Here is a 16661-nt window from a genome sequence, read left to right as displayed (position 1 = left end):
CCAGTGACTGCGACCGGGCTGAGCATCAAGGCGGCGACCCTCTGGCTTCCGCCGGGCAAGGAAGGCCCCGCGGAGGGTGTCACCGAGGCGGACCTCGAGCGCATCGGCGTCTCGGAACTGTACGTCGCCCCGGACGACGTCGCCCCGCCCCAGATGGCCGCGCTGGCCGCGGACAGCACCCTGGAGAAGAGCGGAGTCGAGCCGAACTCCGTCGCCTCCCTGGTCCATGCCTTCAGCTACCACCAGGGCTTCGACATGTGGTCGCCGGCGCACTACATCGCCCACCAGGCCGGGATCATCGACGGGCTTCCCATCAACGTCCAGCAGCTCTGCAACGGCGGCGCCGTGGCGCTGCAGATAGCGGCCAAGTGGCTGGTCGCCACTCCCGGGACGAGTTCGGTCCTCGTCACCAGCGGAGACCGGTTCGCCGGACCGGGCTTCGACCGGTGGTCGACCGACGACGACGCGGCCTACTCGGACTCGGCGACCGCGGTCCTGCTCGGCCGTACCGGAGAGGGCGAGGACTTCCTCCACCTCCGTGCGCTGGAAATGGTCACGGACACCGAGTGGGAAGTCCAGATGCGCGGGAGCGCCGAGTTCACCTCCGTTCCGCTGGGGCACGGCACTCCGATCAGCCTCCGGCCCGCCAACAAGGAGTTCAGGGAGTCCGGTGCGGCGGCGGAGATGGTCAAGCTCGCCGTTCCCAAGATCCACGACCTCGTCCGACGGGCACTGCGCACGGCCGGGATCGAGTCCGAGGACCTCAGCAGTATCGCTCTGCCGCGTCTCACCCGGACCATGCGCGAAGGCATGTTCAAGCCCGCCCTCGCCGAACTGATCGGCCCGAACCACCGCTACCTCGAGTACGACACCGGCTGCCTCGGCGCCGGCGACCTCCTCGGGAACCTGGTGGCCATCGAGGAGAGCCTCGACCCGGGCCAGTACGGAATGATCATCCAGGGCACCGGCGGATACACGTTCACGTGCGCCGTGGTCCAGGCGCCCGAGAAGTAGCGCGGAGACGGGGAGGCACGGCCATGACGCCGAGCACGTGGGACCGCGACACGTACGCCCTCTGGCACGGGACGGTGCCCACCTCGACGATCCTCGACCGGAACGGGCCGCAGGACCTGTGGGTCAGGGGCGAGGGGTCCTGGCTGATCGACGCCTCGGGACGTCGGGCCCTCGACGCCCGCGCGGGGGTCGGCAACATGGTGCTCGGCTACGGCCGTGCCGACGTCGTGGAGGCGATGAGCCGCCAGGCGCGCGAGCTGCCGTACGTCTGCGCGGTGCGGTGGGAGCTGCCGGCCCCCGTGGTCGTCGACCTGGCGCAGGAACTCACCGCCGTGGCCCCCTCCGGCCTCGACCGGGTGCGGTTCTGCCATACGGGCGGAGCGGCGGTCGAGAGCGCGATCATGATGAGCCGCTCCTACCACCGGAACAACGGCCGGCGCGACAAGCGCCTCGTCGTGGGTCTCCGCGACAGCTACCACGGCACTCCGATGGCGGCCATGGCGGCGAGCGGGCAGCGCATGATGCACTGGGCCTTCGGTCCGATGCCGGAGGGGTTCCACCACATTCCGGAGCCGACTGACGACTCCGGCGACGGGCTCGCCGCGCAGCTGGACGAGCTGGGGCCGGAGCGCATCGCGGCGCTGATCGTCGAGCCGGTGAAGGGCCGGAACGGGCAGCCTCTCCCCGACACGTACCTGCGAGCCGCACGCGAGTACTGCACGAAGAATGACATCCTGCTGATCTTCGACGAGGCGTTCACGGGGTACGGGCGGATGGGGGAGATGTTCGCGGCCGAGATCTCCGGAGTCTCGCCGGACATCATGTGCCTCGCGAAGGGCATCACCGCCGGCTACTCGGCCCTGGGTGCCCTTTTGGCCACGGAGCGGATCTACCAGGCATTCGACAGCAGCAGCACGGTGTTCGCGCACCAGTCGACCACGGACGGCCACCCGGTGGCCTGCGCCGCGGCGCTGGCCACACTCCGCGCGTTCGCCGCCGAAGACCTGGTGGTGCACGGCCGGGTGCTCGGGCGGCTCCTGGGCGACCGGCTGAACGACCTGCTCAAGGGGACGCCCGCGTTCGGGGGCGTCCGGGTCGTCGGCGCGTACGTGGGGATCGACCTCCTGGACCAGGACGGCCATCCGCTCTCGATGCGGGCCCGGAGCGATCTCGAGTCGGCGTGCCGGCGCGAGGGCCTGCTGATCCACTACACGCCCGACACGGTCGTGCTGATGCCTCCGCTGACGATGACCACGGAGGAAGCGGACTTCGCCGCGCAGACCTTCGCGAGCGTCGTGTCCACGCTGGGGCCGACCGCCGCCTCCTGAGGGTCCGTCCGGCCCGCACCGACGACCGTCACCGGTGGTGTCCTCGAAGGGACACCACCGGTGACGGTCGTTTCCGCACGACCACCCTGGGCGCGTCAGTGCCGTTCCGGGATCTGCGGATAGCGGGCGGCGATCGCTGTGCCGGCCTTGGGGCCGCGGGCGAAGGCGAAATCAGCGGTGTCCAACGGGCGGCCGGTGAGCCGGTCCACCACGACCGGGTCCGCGGCCACGCCCGTTTCGACGTCGACCAGGACGAGGCTCCGGTCCTCCGGGGCCAGTTGGTGATTCCCATAGGCCGCCATGACCAGGATGAGCGGACGCAGTGCACGGCCCCGAGCGGTCGGACGGTACTCCCGGTCGCCGGAATCCTCGGCGCCGGCCTCACTCTCGAGGAGGCCCTTCGCCGTCAGGTGGTCCATCCGCTCCGCGAGCACATCCGCAGACAGAGCCAGATTCCGGCGGATCGATTCGAACCCGGTGCAGCCGTCGAAGACCTCGTGCAGGATCTCCAGAGTCCACCAGTGGCCGATGGTCTCGACCGTGCGTGCCAGCGGGCAGTCGGGAATGCGTGCCTTGCTCACCGTCAGCTCCCATCGTCGGCCGGAATGGTCTCCCGGAACGGTCCGGTGCCCGAGTCTGTGTCATCGAGCCCGCCGAGAAGGGCTACCGGAAAGAAACGGGTAAGACGGAGGCGTGGCCCGGGGAAGCCGAAAGGCTCCTGTTCGCCGAACTGCCGCTTTCCCTGCGGCAGTCGAGGAACAGGGGCCTCGGCTCGTCCTCAACCGGAATGAACCTTCAATGACCCGTACTGCCGCAACCCGTACAGCAGCGGGCTCGACGACTGGTTCGCCCGTGTCTCCACCTGGATCGCTTCCCCGAAGACCACGACGTGGTCTCCGACGGGCCGTGTCTCGCTGACGTGGCAGTCCGCGATCGTGTGGGCGTCCTCGATCAGGTGCGGCAGCCCGGATTCCGGTTCCGGGACCCATTCGACCTTGTCGAATCGGTCCGGGGAGCCGGAGGCGAAGAGATCGGCCACGGGGGCGGCCCGGTCGTGCAGCAGGTTGACGGCGAACGCCGACGCCTCCAGCAGCGCCGCCAGCGTCGGGCTTTCGCCGCGCAGGCACACCAGCAAGGTCGGCGGCTGCAGAGTGACGCTGCACAGCGACGAGCACGTCATGCCCCACGGCCGGCCGTCCGGTCCGGCAGTCGTCACGATGGCGACACCGGCCGGGTGCGTCGTCATGAGAGAGCGGAACGTGGCCTGGTCGACCGGTGCTCGCGCTACCGTGCCAGTGACGGGATTCGGCATGGCTTGCTACCTCCTCGCTCGGCCGCGCAGCCGACTAGGAACGCATGTCCTTCAGCCTGTGGACGTGTGCCAGGTACTCCGAGTGGCTCGGCAACTGCTCGACCAGTGAGGCGGCCTGGTCGCGGATCAGGGCCAGTTCCTTGGTCGCGGCGACGTCGTCCATCATCGCCAGGCCGGGCAGCGAACGTACGTCGAGACCACCGAGGCCGAGAATCATGGCGGTGTAGGAATAGGGCTCGAACCCGTGGTAGTAGGGGAAGATGGTGTCCGGGTCGGGCAGCTTCACCTTCCACTGCTCGATGCGCTCGGCCAGTGCGTCCGGCATGGCACGCGTCTTGGCATCCCGCCAGTACTCGTTGTCGGCGCGCTTGGCCGCGACGTAGTGCAGCACGAGGAACTCCCGCACGCCATCCATGACGTTGGCCACTTGCCGGTTGTAGGACTTGCGCAGCTGATCGTCGTCGCGCCCGCCGGGGAAATGCTTCACCAGCTGTTCGATCGCGTTCTGGATGAAGAAGATACCCGTCGATTCGAGCGGCTCGACGAACCCGCTGGACAGGCCGATGGCGACGCAGTTGTTCACCCAGGAGTTCTCGCTCCGGCCGATCCGCATCCGGATGTGGTTGGCGGTCAGGTCCTTCGCCGCGGGGCCCACGTACGCGCGGAGCGTGCGCTCGGCCTCCTCGGGGGTGCAGTAGTCGCTGGCGTACACGTAACCCGTGCCGATCCGGCCGAACAGCGGGATCGTCCAGATCCAGCCGGCGTCCTGCGCGCTGGCCCTGGTGTACGGACCCATTCCCTGATCGGACATCTCCATCGGCACGCGCAGAGCGACCGCGCTGTCGTTCGGCAGGGTGTCCTGATAGGAGAGGAACGGCACCTCGAGCCGCTTGTTGAGCAGCATGCTGCGGAACCCGGTGCAGTCGATGAAGAGGTCGCCCGTCAGGTCGCCGCTCTCCTTCGTGCGCACCCGCGTGATGAAACCGCGCTCGTCCACCTCGGTGCCGACCACGTCGTCCAGCACGTGCCGGACTCCACGATCGGTTCCGTACCGGGTGAGGAACCTGGCCAGCAGCGTGGCGTCGAACTGGTACGCGTAGGGGAACTGGGTGGTCTGTTCGGCCATGGTGGAGCGCCCCGCCTCGCGCTCGCCGGCGTCGAGCCCCAACAGGCTGCCCTCCAGCCGGCGGGGCGAGCGGTTGGCCTCGCAGAGCGCGGCGATCAGCGAGCAGTCCCTGTCGTAGTCCGCGCTGGGCCGCTTGTGCAGCCACCAGTCCGCAAGGGACACGCCCTCCACCGTCCGCGGCCGCTCGAACGGGTGGTAGAAGTGATGCCCCTGGGCCCGCCAGTTGTCGTAGCGGATCCCCAGCTTGTAGGTGCCGTGACACTCCGGCATCCAGTCGGTCTCGGCGAGGCCGAGATAGGCGAAGTAGTGCCGGATGGTACTGAAGGAAGCTTCACCCACACCGACCGTGGGAACGTTCTTGGACTCGACAAGGGTTACCGCGAGCCGATCGCCGAATGTCGCTTTCAGATACGCCGCCGTCATCCAGCCCGCGGTCCCGCCACCGACGATGACAACACTCTTGGCCATGAATCCTCACTTCTTTCCTACTGACCCGACTTCCGGAAAGGGACCTCGTACACCGCCGGTTTCGGCTTATGCGGCGGAAGGGGCGCCGCTGTCGCCGCATTCGTCGACGAATTCCAGGATCTTGCGCACCCCGGTGTCGAGCGCCGCCGGGTCCACACAGAACGCGACCCGGACCAGATGCCGCGCCCAGGGAGCGTAGTCGTGCGAACGGATCCGCCCCTGATCGTCGACGTCGGGGCGCAGGGCGAACCCGTTGCCGGGCACGACCGCGACGCCCTTGCTCTCCAGCAGCCGGGTCGCGAACGTCTCGGCGTCCAGCCCGGTCCGGGCCACGTCGAGCATCGAGTACCACCCGCCGGCGGGCAGTTCACGCAGCAGTCCGGCCTGGACCAGCGGCGACAACGCCACGTCCCGGTTCCGCTGCACCAGCTTGCGGTTGAGCGCCGTCGCCTCGGCCCGGCTGTCGAGTGCGGCGATGCCCGCGTACTGCACCGGGGTCGACGTGCCGATGATGTTGGCCTCCTGGGCGACCTTCATGACGTCGGCGGCCCGGTCGTTGGCCAGCGCGATGTAGCCCAGCCGGTAGCCGGTCATCGCGAAGCTCTTGGAGAAGCTGAAGACGCTGTGCACGATGCGCTCGGCCACCGGGACGTCACGTTCGAGCGAAGCCGTCGAGACGTGCTCGCTGTCGTAGAGGAAATGCTCGTACGCCTCGTCGCTGATGACGTGCCAGCCCCGGCTGCGCGCCAGCTCCAGCAGGGCGCCGAGTTCGTCGCGGTCCAGGACGACGCCGGTCGGGTTGGCCGGCGAGTTGATCAGCAGAACCCGGGTGCGCGGCGTCGCGGCGGCCGCGATCGTCTCGGGGTCGGGCCGGAAATCGTCGCCGAGCGAGTAGAGCACCGGCCGGAAGCCGGCGAGCAGACTCTGCTGCAGATGGACGGGCCAGTGCAGTTCCGGCAGAAGGATCTCGGCTCCGGGCTCGGCCAGCGACTGCAGCAGAGCGGCCAGGCCCTGGCACGAACCGGGCGAGATCAGCAGCCGGGACACCGCAGTGTCCACCCCGTTGTCCGTTCGAAGCTTGTCCACCAAAGCCACGCGCAGCTCGGGCAGGCCCTCCACGCCGGTGTACTTGGTGTCGCCGCGCCGTACGGCGTCGACGAACGCGTCGGCGACGTTGTCGGCGGGGTCGAAATAGGGATCGCCGACGTGCAGCTTCACCACATCGACGGCCTCCTCCTCTCGTGCCTCCGCTGCTCGGTAAATGCGGTGCAGACACGACGACGGAACGGATCCGGCGACGGAGAGGATGTCTGGACTCACGCTCGTACCACCTTCGCTACGTTGAGAGTTCCGGGGAGTCACAAGAGGCGTCACGCTGTGCGGCCGCCGTCGACGGGTATCAGTGCTCCCGTCACCCAGCCCGACAGTTCCGGGTCCAGCAGCGAGCACACCCACCGGCCGATCTCCGTGCCGTCGCCGAACCGCCCCATCGGAGTCGACGCGAGAAGATCGACGCGCATGTGCTGGGTGTCCGCTTCGTCCAGTCCGGTCTCGTTCCACATCGGTGTGTCCACCGGGCCGGGCATGATGGCGTTCACGCGTACGTCGGGTGCGAGCTCCCTCGCCAGCGAACGTGTGAGGCTGTTGAGGGCCGCCTTGGTCGCACCGTAGAAGGCGCGGCCGGGCATGGACAGCGCACCACCGACCGACGAGATGTTGACGACGCTGCCGCAGTGGGACCGCAGCTGCGGCAGCGCGCAGCGGATCAGTTCGGCCGGCGCGCGGACGTTGACGGCGAACATCGCCTCGAACAAGGCGGGGTCGATGGCGTCGAGCCGGCCGAACCGGGCCAGACCCGCGTTGTTGACCACGGCGTCCAGCCTGCCGAAGGCATCGGTCGCCACCGCGACGATCCGTTCCGCGGCGCCTGGTGCGGCGACGTCCTGAGCCACCACCGCGACGGCGCTTCCGTACCGCTCCGCGAGGTCGCGCAGAGGCTCCTCACGACGCCCGACGATCGTGACGCGGGCGCCCGCCTTCAGCACGCATTCCGCGATTCCCCGGCCGATACCGGTGGCCGCGCCGGTGACCACCACGGACTTTCCGTCGAGCGTCATCGGAGCACCTCGCTCTCCGCCAGAACCGCGCGGATGTCGCCGATCAGCTCGGTCGGGTCCGCGAGGAACCAGAAGTGCCCACCGGGCCAGGCCCGCACTCCGAACCGCCCGGTGCTCACGCCGGCCCAGGCGTCGAGCTGCGCTCCGTTCACCAGCGGGTCCCCGGTGGTGTAGTAGCCGCGCACCTGGCAGTGCAGCGGTGCGGCGTCCTTCGCCGGCCGGTAGGTCTCGTTGAGGGTGATGTCCGAACGGAGCACCGGCAGCAGCAGCTCGCGGAGCTCGGCGTTGTCGGCGACGTCGGCGTCGATCCCGCCGAGATCCCGCAGGGCGCCCCACAGTTCTTCGTCGCCGGCCCGGTGCGTGGTGCCGCCGCCGGCCAGCCGGGGGGCGGGCGAACCCGACACGAAGAGCCAGCGCGCGGCACTGCCGCTCGACTGCAGGGCTCTCGCCGTCTCGTACGCGACCAGGGCGCCCAGGCTGTGTCCGAACAAGGCGCAAGGAGCCGGATCCAGCCGCAACAGCTCCTCGGCGACGTGCGATCCGATCTCGGCGACGCTGTCCGCAGGTGCTTCGGCGATCCGGTCGGCGTGACCCGGGTACTGCACAGCCAGCAGCGACGCCTCCTTGGGCATCGCCGGTGACCAGGCACGAAAGGTCGCCGCCGAACCGCCGGAATGGGGAAAGCAGACCAGCCGGACGGCCGGGCTCTCCACACCGTTGAGAGGACGCAACCAGCCCCGGTCACGCGTTCTTATGCCAATCACGCCTCCGAGCTTCACCCGAACCCGCGCCCCGCCCACGGCAATCTGTCAAAGCTCTGTCGGGCCCGACGCGGCCCACGGCCTGCTGTCCGAACCTGAAGGCGTCGCAACCTAGGAGGACACATGCTGGACGGGTTCGTCCCCTGGCCACCCGAATACGCGGATCGCTACCGCCGCGCCGGCTACTGGCGCGGTCTCTCGCTGCGGCAGCTCGTGACCGACCGCGCCGCACGCCACCCGGACAAGATCGCCGCCGTGGACGCCACCGGCCGGGTCACCTACGCGGAGTTGCTCGAAGAGGCCGACCGCGTCGCGTCCGGTCTGCTCGATCTCGGCATCGGCCGCCACGACCGGGTGGTGGTGCATCTGCCGAACAGGATCGCGTTCCTGTCCACCATCCTGGCCTGTTTCAGCATCGGCGCGATCCCGGTGATGGCACTGCCCGGCCACCGCCGCGACGAGATCCTCCACCTGGTGCGCTCGTCGGACGCGGTGGCCTACGTCGGCCCGGACCGGCTGCAAGGGTTCGACTTCCGCGCGCTGGCCCGTGAGGTCCGCCGCGACGCGCCCGGTCTTCGGCATGTCGTGATCGCGGGCGAGGCGGGCGAGTTCACACCGCTGCACGAGCTGGCCCGTTCCGGAGTACGCGAACTGCCGCCGGTCGACTCGTCCGAGGTGGCGCTGCTGCTGCTGTCGGGCGGGACCACGGGTGTGCCGAAGCTGATTCCCCGGACCCACGACGACTACGCGTACAACGTCTCCGCCTGCGCGCAGGTCGTCCAGTTCGACGACAGCGGCGTCTACCTCGCCGCGAACCCCGTGCCGCACAACGCCGCCCTCGGCTGCCCCGGCGCGCTGGGCGCCCTGCTCCTCGGCGGGAAGGCCGTACTGGCCGCCAACCCCAGTCCCGACCACGTGTTTCCGCTGATCGAACAGGAGGGCGTCACCCTCACGACGCTGGTGCCCGCCCTGGCCCTGCTGTGGGCGGAAGCGGCTCGCTCCGCTCCGGTCGACATGAGCGGCATGACCATCCAGGTCGGCAGCTCGAAGTTCGGACCTGCCGCGGCGAAGCGGGTGAGCGAGAGTCTGGGGTGCCGGATCCTGAACGTGTACGGCATCGGTGAGGGACTGATCACTCACACGCGCCTCGACGATCCGCCGGCCGTCGTGTTCGGCACCGAGGGCAGGGCGGTGTCCCCGGACGACGAGATCAGGATCGTGGACACCGACGACAAGGACGTCGTCACCGGTGAGACCGGCGAACTGCTCACTCGCGGTCCCTACACGATCCGCGGCTACTTCGCCGCGCCGGAACACAACCGCCGGTCCTTCACCGACGACGGCTTCTATCGCACCGGCGACCTGGCCCGGATGACCGAGGACGGCAACGTCGTCATCGAGGGCCGGCTGAAGGACATCATCCACCATTTGGGCGAGAAGGTGTCGGCGGAGGAGGTGGAGGGCCACGTCCTGACCCACCCTCTGGTCCTGGACACCGCCGTGGTGGGCATCCCGGACGGTGACCTCGACGAGCGCGTCTGTGTATTCGTCGTTCTCCGCGGCGACGCGGAGACGGCGGCGCCGATCTCGTTGCGCACCATCAGGGAGCACATCCGCGGTCGCGGGCTGGCCTCCTACAAGCTGCCGGACGAGCTGATCGTCGTACCCGAGCTTCCGCGTACTCCGGTCGGCAAGGTCGACAAGAACGCGCTGAAGGCCACACACCGCGAGCGCCAGGCGGTCTAGCGCCGGCCCGCGCGCCGGACCGGACGAGCCCCGATCGACCTGCCTCAGGGCAGAGTCGACCGGGGCTCATCGGTCGTCCCTCATCCGGATCAGTACTTCGGATCCGGCTTCATCAGGCCCATTGCTATCAGTACCCGCGACACACCGCTGACCGTCAGGATCGCGAGCGCCTGTGGGGCCCCGAACGCCGTCGGTACGCCCATGATCGCCTTACGCGCCGTTCGGTGATCGCTGTGCGGACCGAACAGCCGGTAGATGTGGGGCATCTGGGACCCGACCCACAGCCTGTAGGCAAGCCGCGGATTCAGGAAGACGGCCGGACGCCACGGGGAGCATCCGATCACCTTCGCAAAATCGATCATGTAGTGGTTGTAGTGGACCAGGGTCCGCAGCTGGGGATTGCCGTGGAAGACCTCGTTCTCGTACGACGCCTGCCGCTCGATGAGCCCCTGGAGCCGAACGGGGTCCGGCAGCTTCAGCTTGCCGCTGCACAGGAGGGCGAAGTACCGGCTCTGCATCTCGGAGCAGGCCGGAACGCCGCCGGCGGCCGGCCGCGCCCACCCGATGAAGACGACGTCGGTACCGAGGGCCGGATGGATCATGTGCTTGTACAGTCTGCGCACATCGGTGATGTCGGCATCCTTCAGGATGCCGAAGTCCTCGACATAGCCCGTGTTCAGCATGATCGTGTCGATCTCTTCCCGGCGGCCGTCCTTGAAGAGGACGTAATCCTTGCCGAGGCGTTCGATACCCGTGGCGTTGACGGACAGGCTGCCGTCGACGATCCGGTGGATGAACGCCTCGTTCTTGGTCAGGAAGTGGTGGAAGAAGTGCCGGTTCTTCGAGTTCCACGCTGCCACGGCCTTGGCGGCGCCCGTCCGGCCCCGGCTCTTGTTCCGCCGCATGCCGAATCGCATGAACGCGCCGGCGGCCGCCAGGGGCACCGAATGCAGCAGGTGTGAGGTGTAGGCGTCGTTCGTGTGCGCCCCGCCTCCGGGGTACCTCTCGACGATGGGCTGGTAGCGACGCACCGACAGCGTGCAACTCTCGGCCACCTGGGCGATCTCGTTCACGACGTCCGCTGCCGTCTCGCCGATCCCTATGCACAGGACCCGCCTTCCGCGGAATCTTTCGGCGTTCCGGTAGTGGGCCGAGTGCACGATCTCGCCGGCGAAGTCCTCCTGCCCGGGAAGGTCGATGTAGTTCGGGACCCGATGGGTTCCCGTGGAGACGACCACCGCGTCGAACCGATGCGCGACCCTCTTCCCGGGGTCGTCCGTCGGTGCCACCTCGACGGTGTATCCGCCGTCGTCGTTCTTCGAGATGCTCAGCACATCGGTCCCGCCCTGAATGGTGGGGCCGAGGTGGAATTTCTCGGTGAAGTCGAGCAGGTACTGGCGGTATTCGCCGGCCGACCAAAACCGTCGCTCCTGGTTCTCCGGCGGCGGGAAGCTGGAGAAGGTCATCATGTAGTTGGAGATGGTCAGCATCGTCGAGTCATAGGCCCCGGCTTCGTCGGCGCCGACTCCGGACCGGAACACTCCGCCGATCTCGGTGCTGCGCTCGAAGCAGGTGACCGAATGGCCTTCGTCCAGCAGCTCCTTCACCGCGACCAGGCCCGATGGACCCGCACCGATGACACAGACGTTCTTCCTCATCGTTACCTCTCGACTTCGGTCGTGCTTTCCCGGATGCGAATTCCCCTCACCGCTGCCGGAGTGCGAAGTGAACCGGCAGGCTCTCGTAACCGGTGAGGAAGTTCGAGTAGATGTGGCGAGGCGTTCCGCGCAACTCCATCCGTGCGACCTCGGCCACCAGCGCGCTCAGCAGCGCCCGCAGCTCCGCTCGGCCGAGGTAGGCGCCCAGGCAGTAGTGCGGGCCGTGGCCGAACGCCAGGTGCCTGTTGGGGGAGCGGGACAGGGTGAACCGGCGCGGTTCGTCGAAGACCGACTCGTCATTGTTGGCCGAGATGTTCCACAGCGTGACGATGTCGCCCTTCCGTATCTTCTTTCCGTGCAGCTCGAAATCCGATACGGCGGTACGTGCCAGATGGATCCCTGGTGTCGACCAGCGGATGATCTCCTCGACAGCAGAATCGAGGGAGACTTCGCCCGTCCGCAGGGCGTGCCACTGATCGGGATGCTCGATGAGCGCAAGCACCGCGCATATCGCGGATATCCGAGAGGTCTCGTCCCCACCGAGAATAAGGCTGTAGCAGTTGACAGCGATTTCCTCGAGGGTGAGCGGACAGTCGTCGATCTCCGCGGTCGCGAGCATGCTGATGACGTCGTCGCCGGGGTTGTCCCGCCGTTCCTGGCCCAACTCCATGAAATAGAGCACTATCTCGTTGCGGGCGCTCAGCGCATCGAGATCGCTGCTGTCCGCATGGCCAGAGGACAGCGCCGACTTGTTCCATTCGAGCAGGCTCTTGCGGTCCGCGGCCGGAACGGACATCAGATCGCAGATCGTGTTCATCGGAATCTGCTCGGCCACCGAGGCGGCGAAGTCGAACGTGTCCCGTCCGACGACCTCCGACACCAGCTCGGCGGCGCGCCGGCGGACGTTCTCGACGACCTCGCCGAGGGCTCGTGGGGTGAACGCGCTGAACATGAGATTACGGAGCTGCCGATGACGCGGGCCGTCGGTGACCGCCAGCATGCTGCCGCCCGCGGAATCGTCGCCGCGCAGCACGACATCGAGGACGTTTCCCCTGGCGGAACTCAAGGCCGCGTCGTGGAACAGCGACTGGATGTCGTCATATCGGGACACCACCCAGAACCCCGGGTATCGGCCGGTGGGTTCATGCCAGTAGACGGGGCGCTCGGCACGCACTTCACGCCAGAACTCGTGGACGTCGTTCTCAATGAAGGTAGCCGGATCGGTGAGATCCAGGGAACGGAAACCGAGAGCGGACTGAGTCATTGCCCGATGGTGGCAGGCGAAGACCGGCCACCGTCCGAACTCTTGCCCGTTCCTTTCGGCCAACCCGGTCGGGTGCGACAACGGGGGCCGATCGTCGCTGCTCGGCGAACCGGCTGCCCGGGCGCCGGGTACCGAGGGAACGAGGGTCGGGGTACGACACGCACACGCCGGCGGGGCCTGTCAATATGCAAAATGCACGGGGAAGAATGCAGAGTAAAGCTGTCTACATATGATAGTCGACTGCTAATGTCGACATCGCTTCCGGGGGGCGCGACGGCAGGAATTGACGGCCGCTGTTCGTATTGTGGGCAGGTTTCAGGAATTCTGCTCGAAGAGGAGATTGAAGCAATGCCGCATCCATTCGAGGACGACAGCCGAGAATATCTGGCGCTGCTCAATGAGGAAGAGCAGTACTCGTTGTGGCCGCAGGGCATCACCGTTCCCGACGGCTGGCGGGTCGTGTACGGCCCGGCCACCCGGGCGAAGACCATCGACTACATCGACCACGCCTGGACGGACATGCGTCCGAAGAGCTTGCGGGACAGGATGGCTGCGAACGGCGGCACGCCGGCCGGGGCGTGACCCGTGGATCAACGGAACACGGTTACTTGGGGGAGATGCCTGTGAATGTTGATGTGAAGAATCGGGTCAAGTTCGTCCGCTGGCCGGCGGAAAGAAATATCCGCGAGCAATGCAAGGCCCGGGGGCATCTCTGTCTTCTGGTGGTCGAGCACGGCGCGTCCCCGCCGGAGCATCTGAGTCTCTACGAGGACTGGGTGCGCCCTCCCATCGTTCACGAAGATCTTCAGGCCCGGCTGCGTCAGCTGGAGCATCGCGCCGTTCTCAAGTCGAAGCCCGTGGTGGACCCGACAGGAATCCTCTACTTCGAGGATTCGTCCGTCACGCTCTCCTTGACGCAGTGCGAGATGCTGGCGCCGCTGGTGGCCCGGTACGGTCAGATCATCTACCGCACCGAATTGCGCGAGATCCTCAAGAACTCCGGCTCCAGTTCGTCCAGCAACGCACTGGACCTGCATGTGATGCGGCTACGCCGACGCCTGCAACTCGTGGGTCTCGCGGTGCGGAACGTCTGGGGACGCGGGTTCGTCCTCGAGCCCCTCTAGCGGCATCGGCGCCGCCCGGCAGTCACGACGTCGCGACGCTGAGACCGAGGTGCGCCTGACTGCGCAGCTCGCGTAGCTCCGCGAACGGGAGGGTGCAGCGGCTGACCAGGTGGTCGGCTCCCGCTGTGCCACCCGTTCCGGCGTGGTGGCCCAGCACCCGGGTGATCAGGCTGATATGACCCACCTGCCATCGCCAATAGCCGTTGCCGACGTCGAGCAGAGCTTCGATGATGCGGTAATAGACGTCCGCTTCGATGCCCTGCCGGGCCACGTCGGAAACGGTGTGTCCCGACCTGGCCACCCACGCGGCGAACGCTTCGTACAGCGGCCCTTCCTGCTCGGCGTTGCCGATGAGGCGGGCCAGCCGGTGGAATTGCTCCGACTGCGCACCGCTCGCGGTACCGAGCAGCGTCCGGAAGATGGCGAAGTCGCGCAGCGGCAATCTGTCGAGAGCGGTCAACTGGGTGTGCAGCACGCGCATGAGTTCTGCGGCACGCTGGAGGAGATCGACGATCCATTCCGCGGTGGACGTGTCGTCGCTCGTCGTCAGCTCATCGACGACGGCCTCCAGGTCGGAGATGATCTGCCTGAGCCAGAGCTCGCTCGCCTGGTGCGTGATGATGAAGAACTGCTCCGAAAGCACAGTGGACTTCATTGCCGCGGAATCCGCAGTGCGGGGCTGCTGGAGGGACAGCAGAGTATCCAGTTCGAGGTAGTCACGATACTTAACGTCATCGGTCACTTTGATTCCTTCTCTCCATGCGGAAGGCTCAACGTCGCCAGGCCCTGTCTCATCATGGATTGACCGGCGGCCCGGTGAGCGAGTGGAGAAAGAGTTCTTTCACGGCTCGGTCGGCCGGCAAGGCTCCGTGCCATCGTCGATGACTGTTGCCCAGTTCATGCTGAAACCCTGTGTCGGAGGCGGAGCGGAGTTGAACACTGTTTCGGACATATTCGAGTCCGTGGTGGCCACGTCGGGTGATGCGCCGGCCGTTGTCTTCGGGGACATCGTCGTCGACTACGCGGAGCTGAACGAGAGCGCGAACCGGCTCGCGAGGCGGCTGATGGCGGCCGGCGTGGGGTCGGACTCGCTGGTCGCCATCGCGGTGCCGCGGTCGGCCCGGCTGATCGTCGCGGTGCTGGCGGTGCTGAAGGCCGGTGGCGCGTACCTGCCGCTGGACCCGAGCTATCCGACCGAGCGGCTGGCTCACATGGTCGTGGACTCGCGGCCGGTGCTGTTGCTGCGAACGGAGGGCGTCAGCTCACTGCGCCTGGACGTGCCGGAGGTCGTGCTCGACGACGCCTCCTTCGAGGCCGCGTGCGCGCAGGAGCGCAGCGACGACATCACCGCGGACGAGCGTCCCGTGCCGCTGAGTCCGGCCCATCTGATGTATGTCATCTACACCTCCGGTTCGACCGGCGTCCCCAAGGGGGTCGCGGTCACTCATGCCGGCGTCGCGGATCTGGTCTCGACGCAGAAGCGGCTGTACGGAGTCGGTCCCGGGGAGCGTGTCCTGCAATGGGCCTCCTTCAGCTTCGACGCGTGGTTCTGGGACTTCGCGCTGGCGCTGCTGAACGGCGCGACGCTCGTCATGGCCGATCAGCACGCGCTGATGCCGGGAGAGTCGCTGCGCGAGACCATGCTGAAGTACGACATCGATCACGCGGTCCTGCCGCCCGTCGCCCTGGGCGTCACCGAGAGCGAGGGACTGCTGGTCGGCGGAACGATCACCTCCACCGGCGATGTCTGCACCCGGTCCCTGGCCGAGGAGTGGTCCAAGGACAGGCGCCTGTTCAATGCCTATGGTCCGACCGAGGTGACGGTCGGGACGTCCATCGGCGGACCGATCGAGGGTGTCCAGGAAGAGGTGACCGTCGGCACACCCTGGGACGGTGCCGCGGTGTACGTGCTCGACGAAGGCCTCCAGGACCGCCGCGACGGCCAGGAGGGCGAACTGTTCCTGGCGGGAACCGGCGTGGCCCGCGGCTACCTGAACCGTCCGGGCCTGACGGCGGCCACGTTCGTCGCCGACCCGTACGGCCCTCCTGGAAGCAGGATGTACCGGTCGGGCGACCGGGGCAGGTTGGCGGCCGACGGCGAGCTCTACTTCACCGGCCGGATCGACAATCAGGTGAAGGTCCGCGGCTTCCGTATCGAACTCGGCGAGATCGAAGCGCGGCTGGAGAGTCACCCCGCGGTGGAGATCGTCGTGGCGGTGATCGGCGGTGACGACGTCGCCACCGAGCACATCGTCGCCTATGTGAAGACGTCGGCGCGCCACGAGGTCTCCGAGGCGCAGTTGCGGCAGTACGTGCGCGGCACCCTTCCCGAGCACATGGTGCCCTCGAGCATCATCGTGCTCGAGCACATTCCGACCCTGCTGAACGGAAAGGTCGACCGCAAGGCGCTGGCCGAGCGGGCCGTGCGCGGGACACCGGGCAGGACCGGCACGGACGACGCCTCTCCGCGTGCCGTTGCCGACGCGGCCGCCGTGACCTCGTACGAAGAAGTCCTGTGCGGCATGGTGAGGGAGACGCTGCAGGTCGACGAGGCCGGCCCGCAGGACAACTTCTTCGAACTGGGCGGCCATTCGATGTTCGCCGCGAAATTGGTCAGCCGCATACGCAAGGAGCTCGGCGTGACCGTGCCGATGCGTTCGATGTTCGAGGCCGGGACCCTGGCCGAGCTGGCGCAGGTCATGGAGCAGGCCGAGCGGGCCTGAGGGCGGCAACTGACGGTTGA

15 protein-coding genes are annotated in these 16661 nt (G+C 67.6%); 6 read left to right on the top strand and 9 right to left on the bottom strand.

Annotation, left to right across the window (positions count from 1 at the left end; all coding sequences use genetic code 11):
• Window positions 1-3: 3 nt before the first annotated feature.
• Together ABZ016_RS32495 and ABZ016_RS32490 are read left to right on the top strand one after the other, a co-directional pair.
• On the top strand, window positions 4-1014 hold the full coding sequence (locus ABZ016_RS32495; RefSeq protein ID WP_356920277.1) for a ketoacyl-ACP synthase III family protein: 1011 nt from the start codon (window positions 4-6) through the stop codon (window positions 1012-1014).
• A 23-nt stretch (window positions 1015-1037) separates the two neighbouring features.
• Window positions 1038-2342, top strand: coding sequence for an aminotransferase class III-fold pyridoxal phosphate-dependent enzyme (locus ABZ016_RS32490; RefSeq protein ID WP_356920276.1), 1305 nt, complete (start codon window positions 1038-1040; stop codon window positions 2340-2342).
• A gap of 95 nt (window positions 2343-2437) precedes the next feature.
• On the opposite strand, the gene ABZ016_RS32485 is transcribed toward ABZ016_RS32490, so the two are convergent.
• From ABZ016_RS32485 to ABZ016_RS32460, 6 genes are all read right to left on the bottom strand, one after another.
• Window positions 2438-2923 (bottom strand): helix-turn-helix domain-containing protein, encoded by a 486-nt coding sequence (locus ABZ016_RS32485; RefSeq protein ID WP_356920275.1) that lies wholly within the window; start codon window positions 2921-2923, stop codon window positions 2438-2440.
• A gap of 197 nt (window positions 2924-3120) precedes the next feature.
• The gene (locus ABZ016_RS32480; protein WP_356920274.1) at window positions 3121-3588 is read right to left on the bottom strand and encodes a flavin reductase family protein; all 468 of its coding nucleotides are present in this window, start codon (window positions 3586-3588) and stop codon (window positions 3121-3123) included.
• A gap of 100 nt (window positions 3589-3688) precedes the next feature.
• The gene (locus ABZ016_RS32475; protein ID WP_356920273.1) at window positions 3689-5248 is read right to left on the bottom strand and encodes a tryptophan halogenase family protein; all 1560 of its coding nucleotides are present in this window, start codon (window positions 5246-5248) and stop codon (window positions 3689-3691) included.
• A gap of 66 nt (window positions 5249-5314) precedes the next feature.
• A complete protein-coding gene (locus ABZ016_RS32470) occupies window positions 5315-6568 on the bottom strand; it encodes a pyridoxal phosphate-dependent aminotransferase (RefSeq protein ID WP_356920272.1) in 1254 nt (417 codons plus the stop codon).
• Window positions 6569-6618: 50 nt separating this feature from the next.
• Complete coding sequence (locus ABZ016_RS32465; RefSeq protein WP_356920271.1) at window positions 6619-7365, bottom strand: SDR family oxidoreductase; 747 nt, start codon at window positions 7363-7365, stop codon at window positions 6619-6621.
• On the bottom strand, window positions 7362-8129 hold the full coding sequence (locus ABZ016_RS32460; RefSeq protein ID WP_356920270.1) for an alpha/beta fold hydrolase: 768 nt from the start codon (window positions 8127-8129) through the stop codon (window positions 7362-7364). Before ABZ016_RS32460 ends, ABZ016_RS32465 begins: the two co-directional genes overlap by 4 nt.
• A gap of 120 nt (window positions 8130-8249) precedes the next feature.
• On the opposite strand from ABZ016_RS32460, the gene ABZ016_RS32455 reads away from it, so the two are divergent.
• A complete protein-coding gene (locus ABZ016_RS32455) occupies window positions 8250-9872 on the top strand; it encodes an AMP-binding protein (RefSeq protein WP_356920269.1) in 1623 nt (540 codons plus the stop codon).
• Between the two features lie 89 nt (window positions 9873-9961).
• On the opposite strand, the gene ABZ016_RS32450 is transcribed toward ABZ016_RS32455, so the two are convergent.
• Together ABZ016_RS32450 and ABZ016_RS32445 are read right to left on the bottom strand one after the other, a co-directional pair.
• A complete protein-coding gene (locus ABZ016_RS32450; RefSeq protein ID WP_356920268.1) occupies window positions 9962-11530 on the bottom strand; it encodes an NAD(P)-binding domain-containing protein in 1569 nt (522 codons plus the stop codon).
• 46 nt (window positions 11531-11576) lie between these two features.
• Entirely contained in the window at window positions 11577-12794 is a 1218-nt protein-coding gene (locus ABZ016_RS32445; RefSeq protein ID WP_356920267.1) for a cytochrome P450, read from the bottom strand.
• Window positions 12795-13142: 348 nt separating this feature from the next.
• On the opposite strand from ABZ016_RS32445, the gene ABZ016_RS32440 reads away from it, so the two are divergent.
• Together ABZ016_RS32440 and ABZ016_RS32435 are read left to right on the top strand one after the other, a co-directional pair.
• A complete protein-coding gene (locus ABZ016_RS32440; protein WP_356920266.1) occupies window positions 13143-13376 on the top strand; it encodes an MbtH family NRPS accessory protein in 234 nt (77 codons plus the stop codon).
• A 41-nt stretch (window positions 13377-13417) separates the two neighbouring features.
• The gene (locus ABZ016_RS32435) at window positions 13418-13918 is read left to right on the top strand and encodes a winged helix-turn-helix domain-containing protein (RefSeq protein WP_356920265.1); all 501 of its coding nucleotides are present in this window, start codon (window positions 13418-13420) and stop codon (window positions 13916-13918) included.
• 22 nt (window positions 13919-13940) lie between these two features.
• Here ABZ016_RS32435 and ABZ016_RS32430 read toward each other — a convergent pair whose 3' ends face one another.
• The gene (locus tag ABZ016_RS32430) at window positions 13941-14660 is read right to left on the bottom strand and encodes a tryptophan 2,3-dioxygenase family protein (RefSeq protein ID WP_356920264.1); all 720 of its coding nucleotides are present in this window, start codon (window positions 14658-14660) and stop codon (window positions 13941-13943) included.
• 190 nt (window positions 14661-14850) lie between these two features.
• Between ABZ016_RS32430 and ABZ016_RS32425 the strand changes: the two genes are divergently transcribed.
• Window positions 14851-16641: a non-ribosomal peptide synthetase gene (locus ABZ016_RS32425; protein WP_356920263.1), complete on the top strand. Its 1791-nt coding sequence runs from the start codon at window positions 14851-14853 to the stop codon at window positions 16639-16641.
• The last annotated feature ends 20 nt before the right edge of the window (window positions 16642-16661 follow it).

Origin of the sequence: Streptomyces sp. NPDC006372 (assembly GCF_040612515.1) — a bacterium.
In the GTDB taxonomy this organism is placed as follows: Bacteria; Actinomycetota; Actinomycetes; order Streptomycetales; family Streptomycetaceae; genus Streptomyces.
The sequence above is the reverse complement of the archived record's forward strand: the minus strand, read 5'-3'. Positions and strand labels throughout refer to the sequence as shown.

Bases quoted from the DNA above. Each gene is read 5' to 3' on its own strand.
- ABZ016_RS32490 (WP_356920276.1), top strand. From the start codon at position 1,038: ATGACGCCGAGCACGTGGGACCGCGACACGTACGCCCTCTGGCACGGG.
- ABZ016_RS32480 (WP_356920274.1), bottom strand. From the start codon at position 3,588: ATGACGACGCACCCGGCCGGTGTCGCCATCGTGACGACTGCCGGACCG.
- ABZ016_RS32475 (WP_356920273.1), bottom strand. From the start codon at position 5,248: ATGGCCAAGAGTGTTGTCATCGTCGGTGGCGGGACCGCGGGCTGGATG.
- ABZ016_RS32465 (WP_356920271.1), bottom strand. From the start codon at position 7,365: ATGACGCTCGACGGAAAGTCCGTGGTGGTCACCGGCGCGGCCACCGGT.
- ABZ016_RS32455 (WP_356920269.1), top strand. From the start codon at position 8,250: ATGCTGGACGGGTTCGTCCCCTGGCCACCCGAATACGCGGATCGCTAC.
- ABZ016_RS32450 (WP_356920268.1), bottom strand. From the start codon at position 11,530: ATGAGGAAGAACGTCTGTGTCATCGGTGCGGGTCCATCGGGCCTGGTC.
- ABZ016_RS32445 (WP_356920267.1), bottom strand. From the start codon at position 12,794: ATGACTCAGTCCGCTCTCGGTTTCCGTTCCCTGGATCTCACCGATCCG.
- ABZ016_RS32440 (WP_356920266.1), top strand. From the start codon at position 13,143: ATGCCGCATCCATTCGAGGACGACAGCCGAGAATATCTGGCGCTGCTC.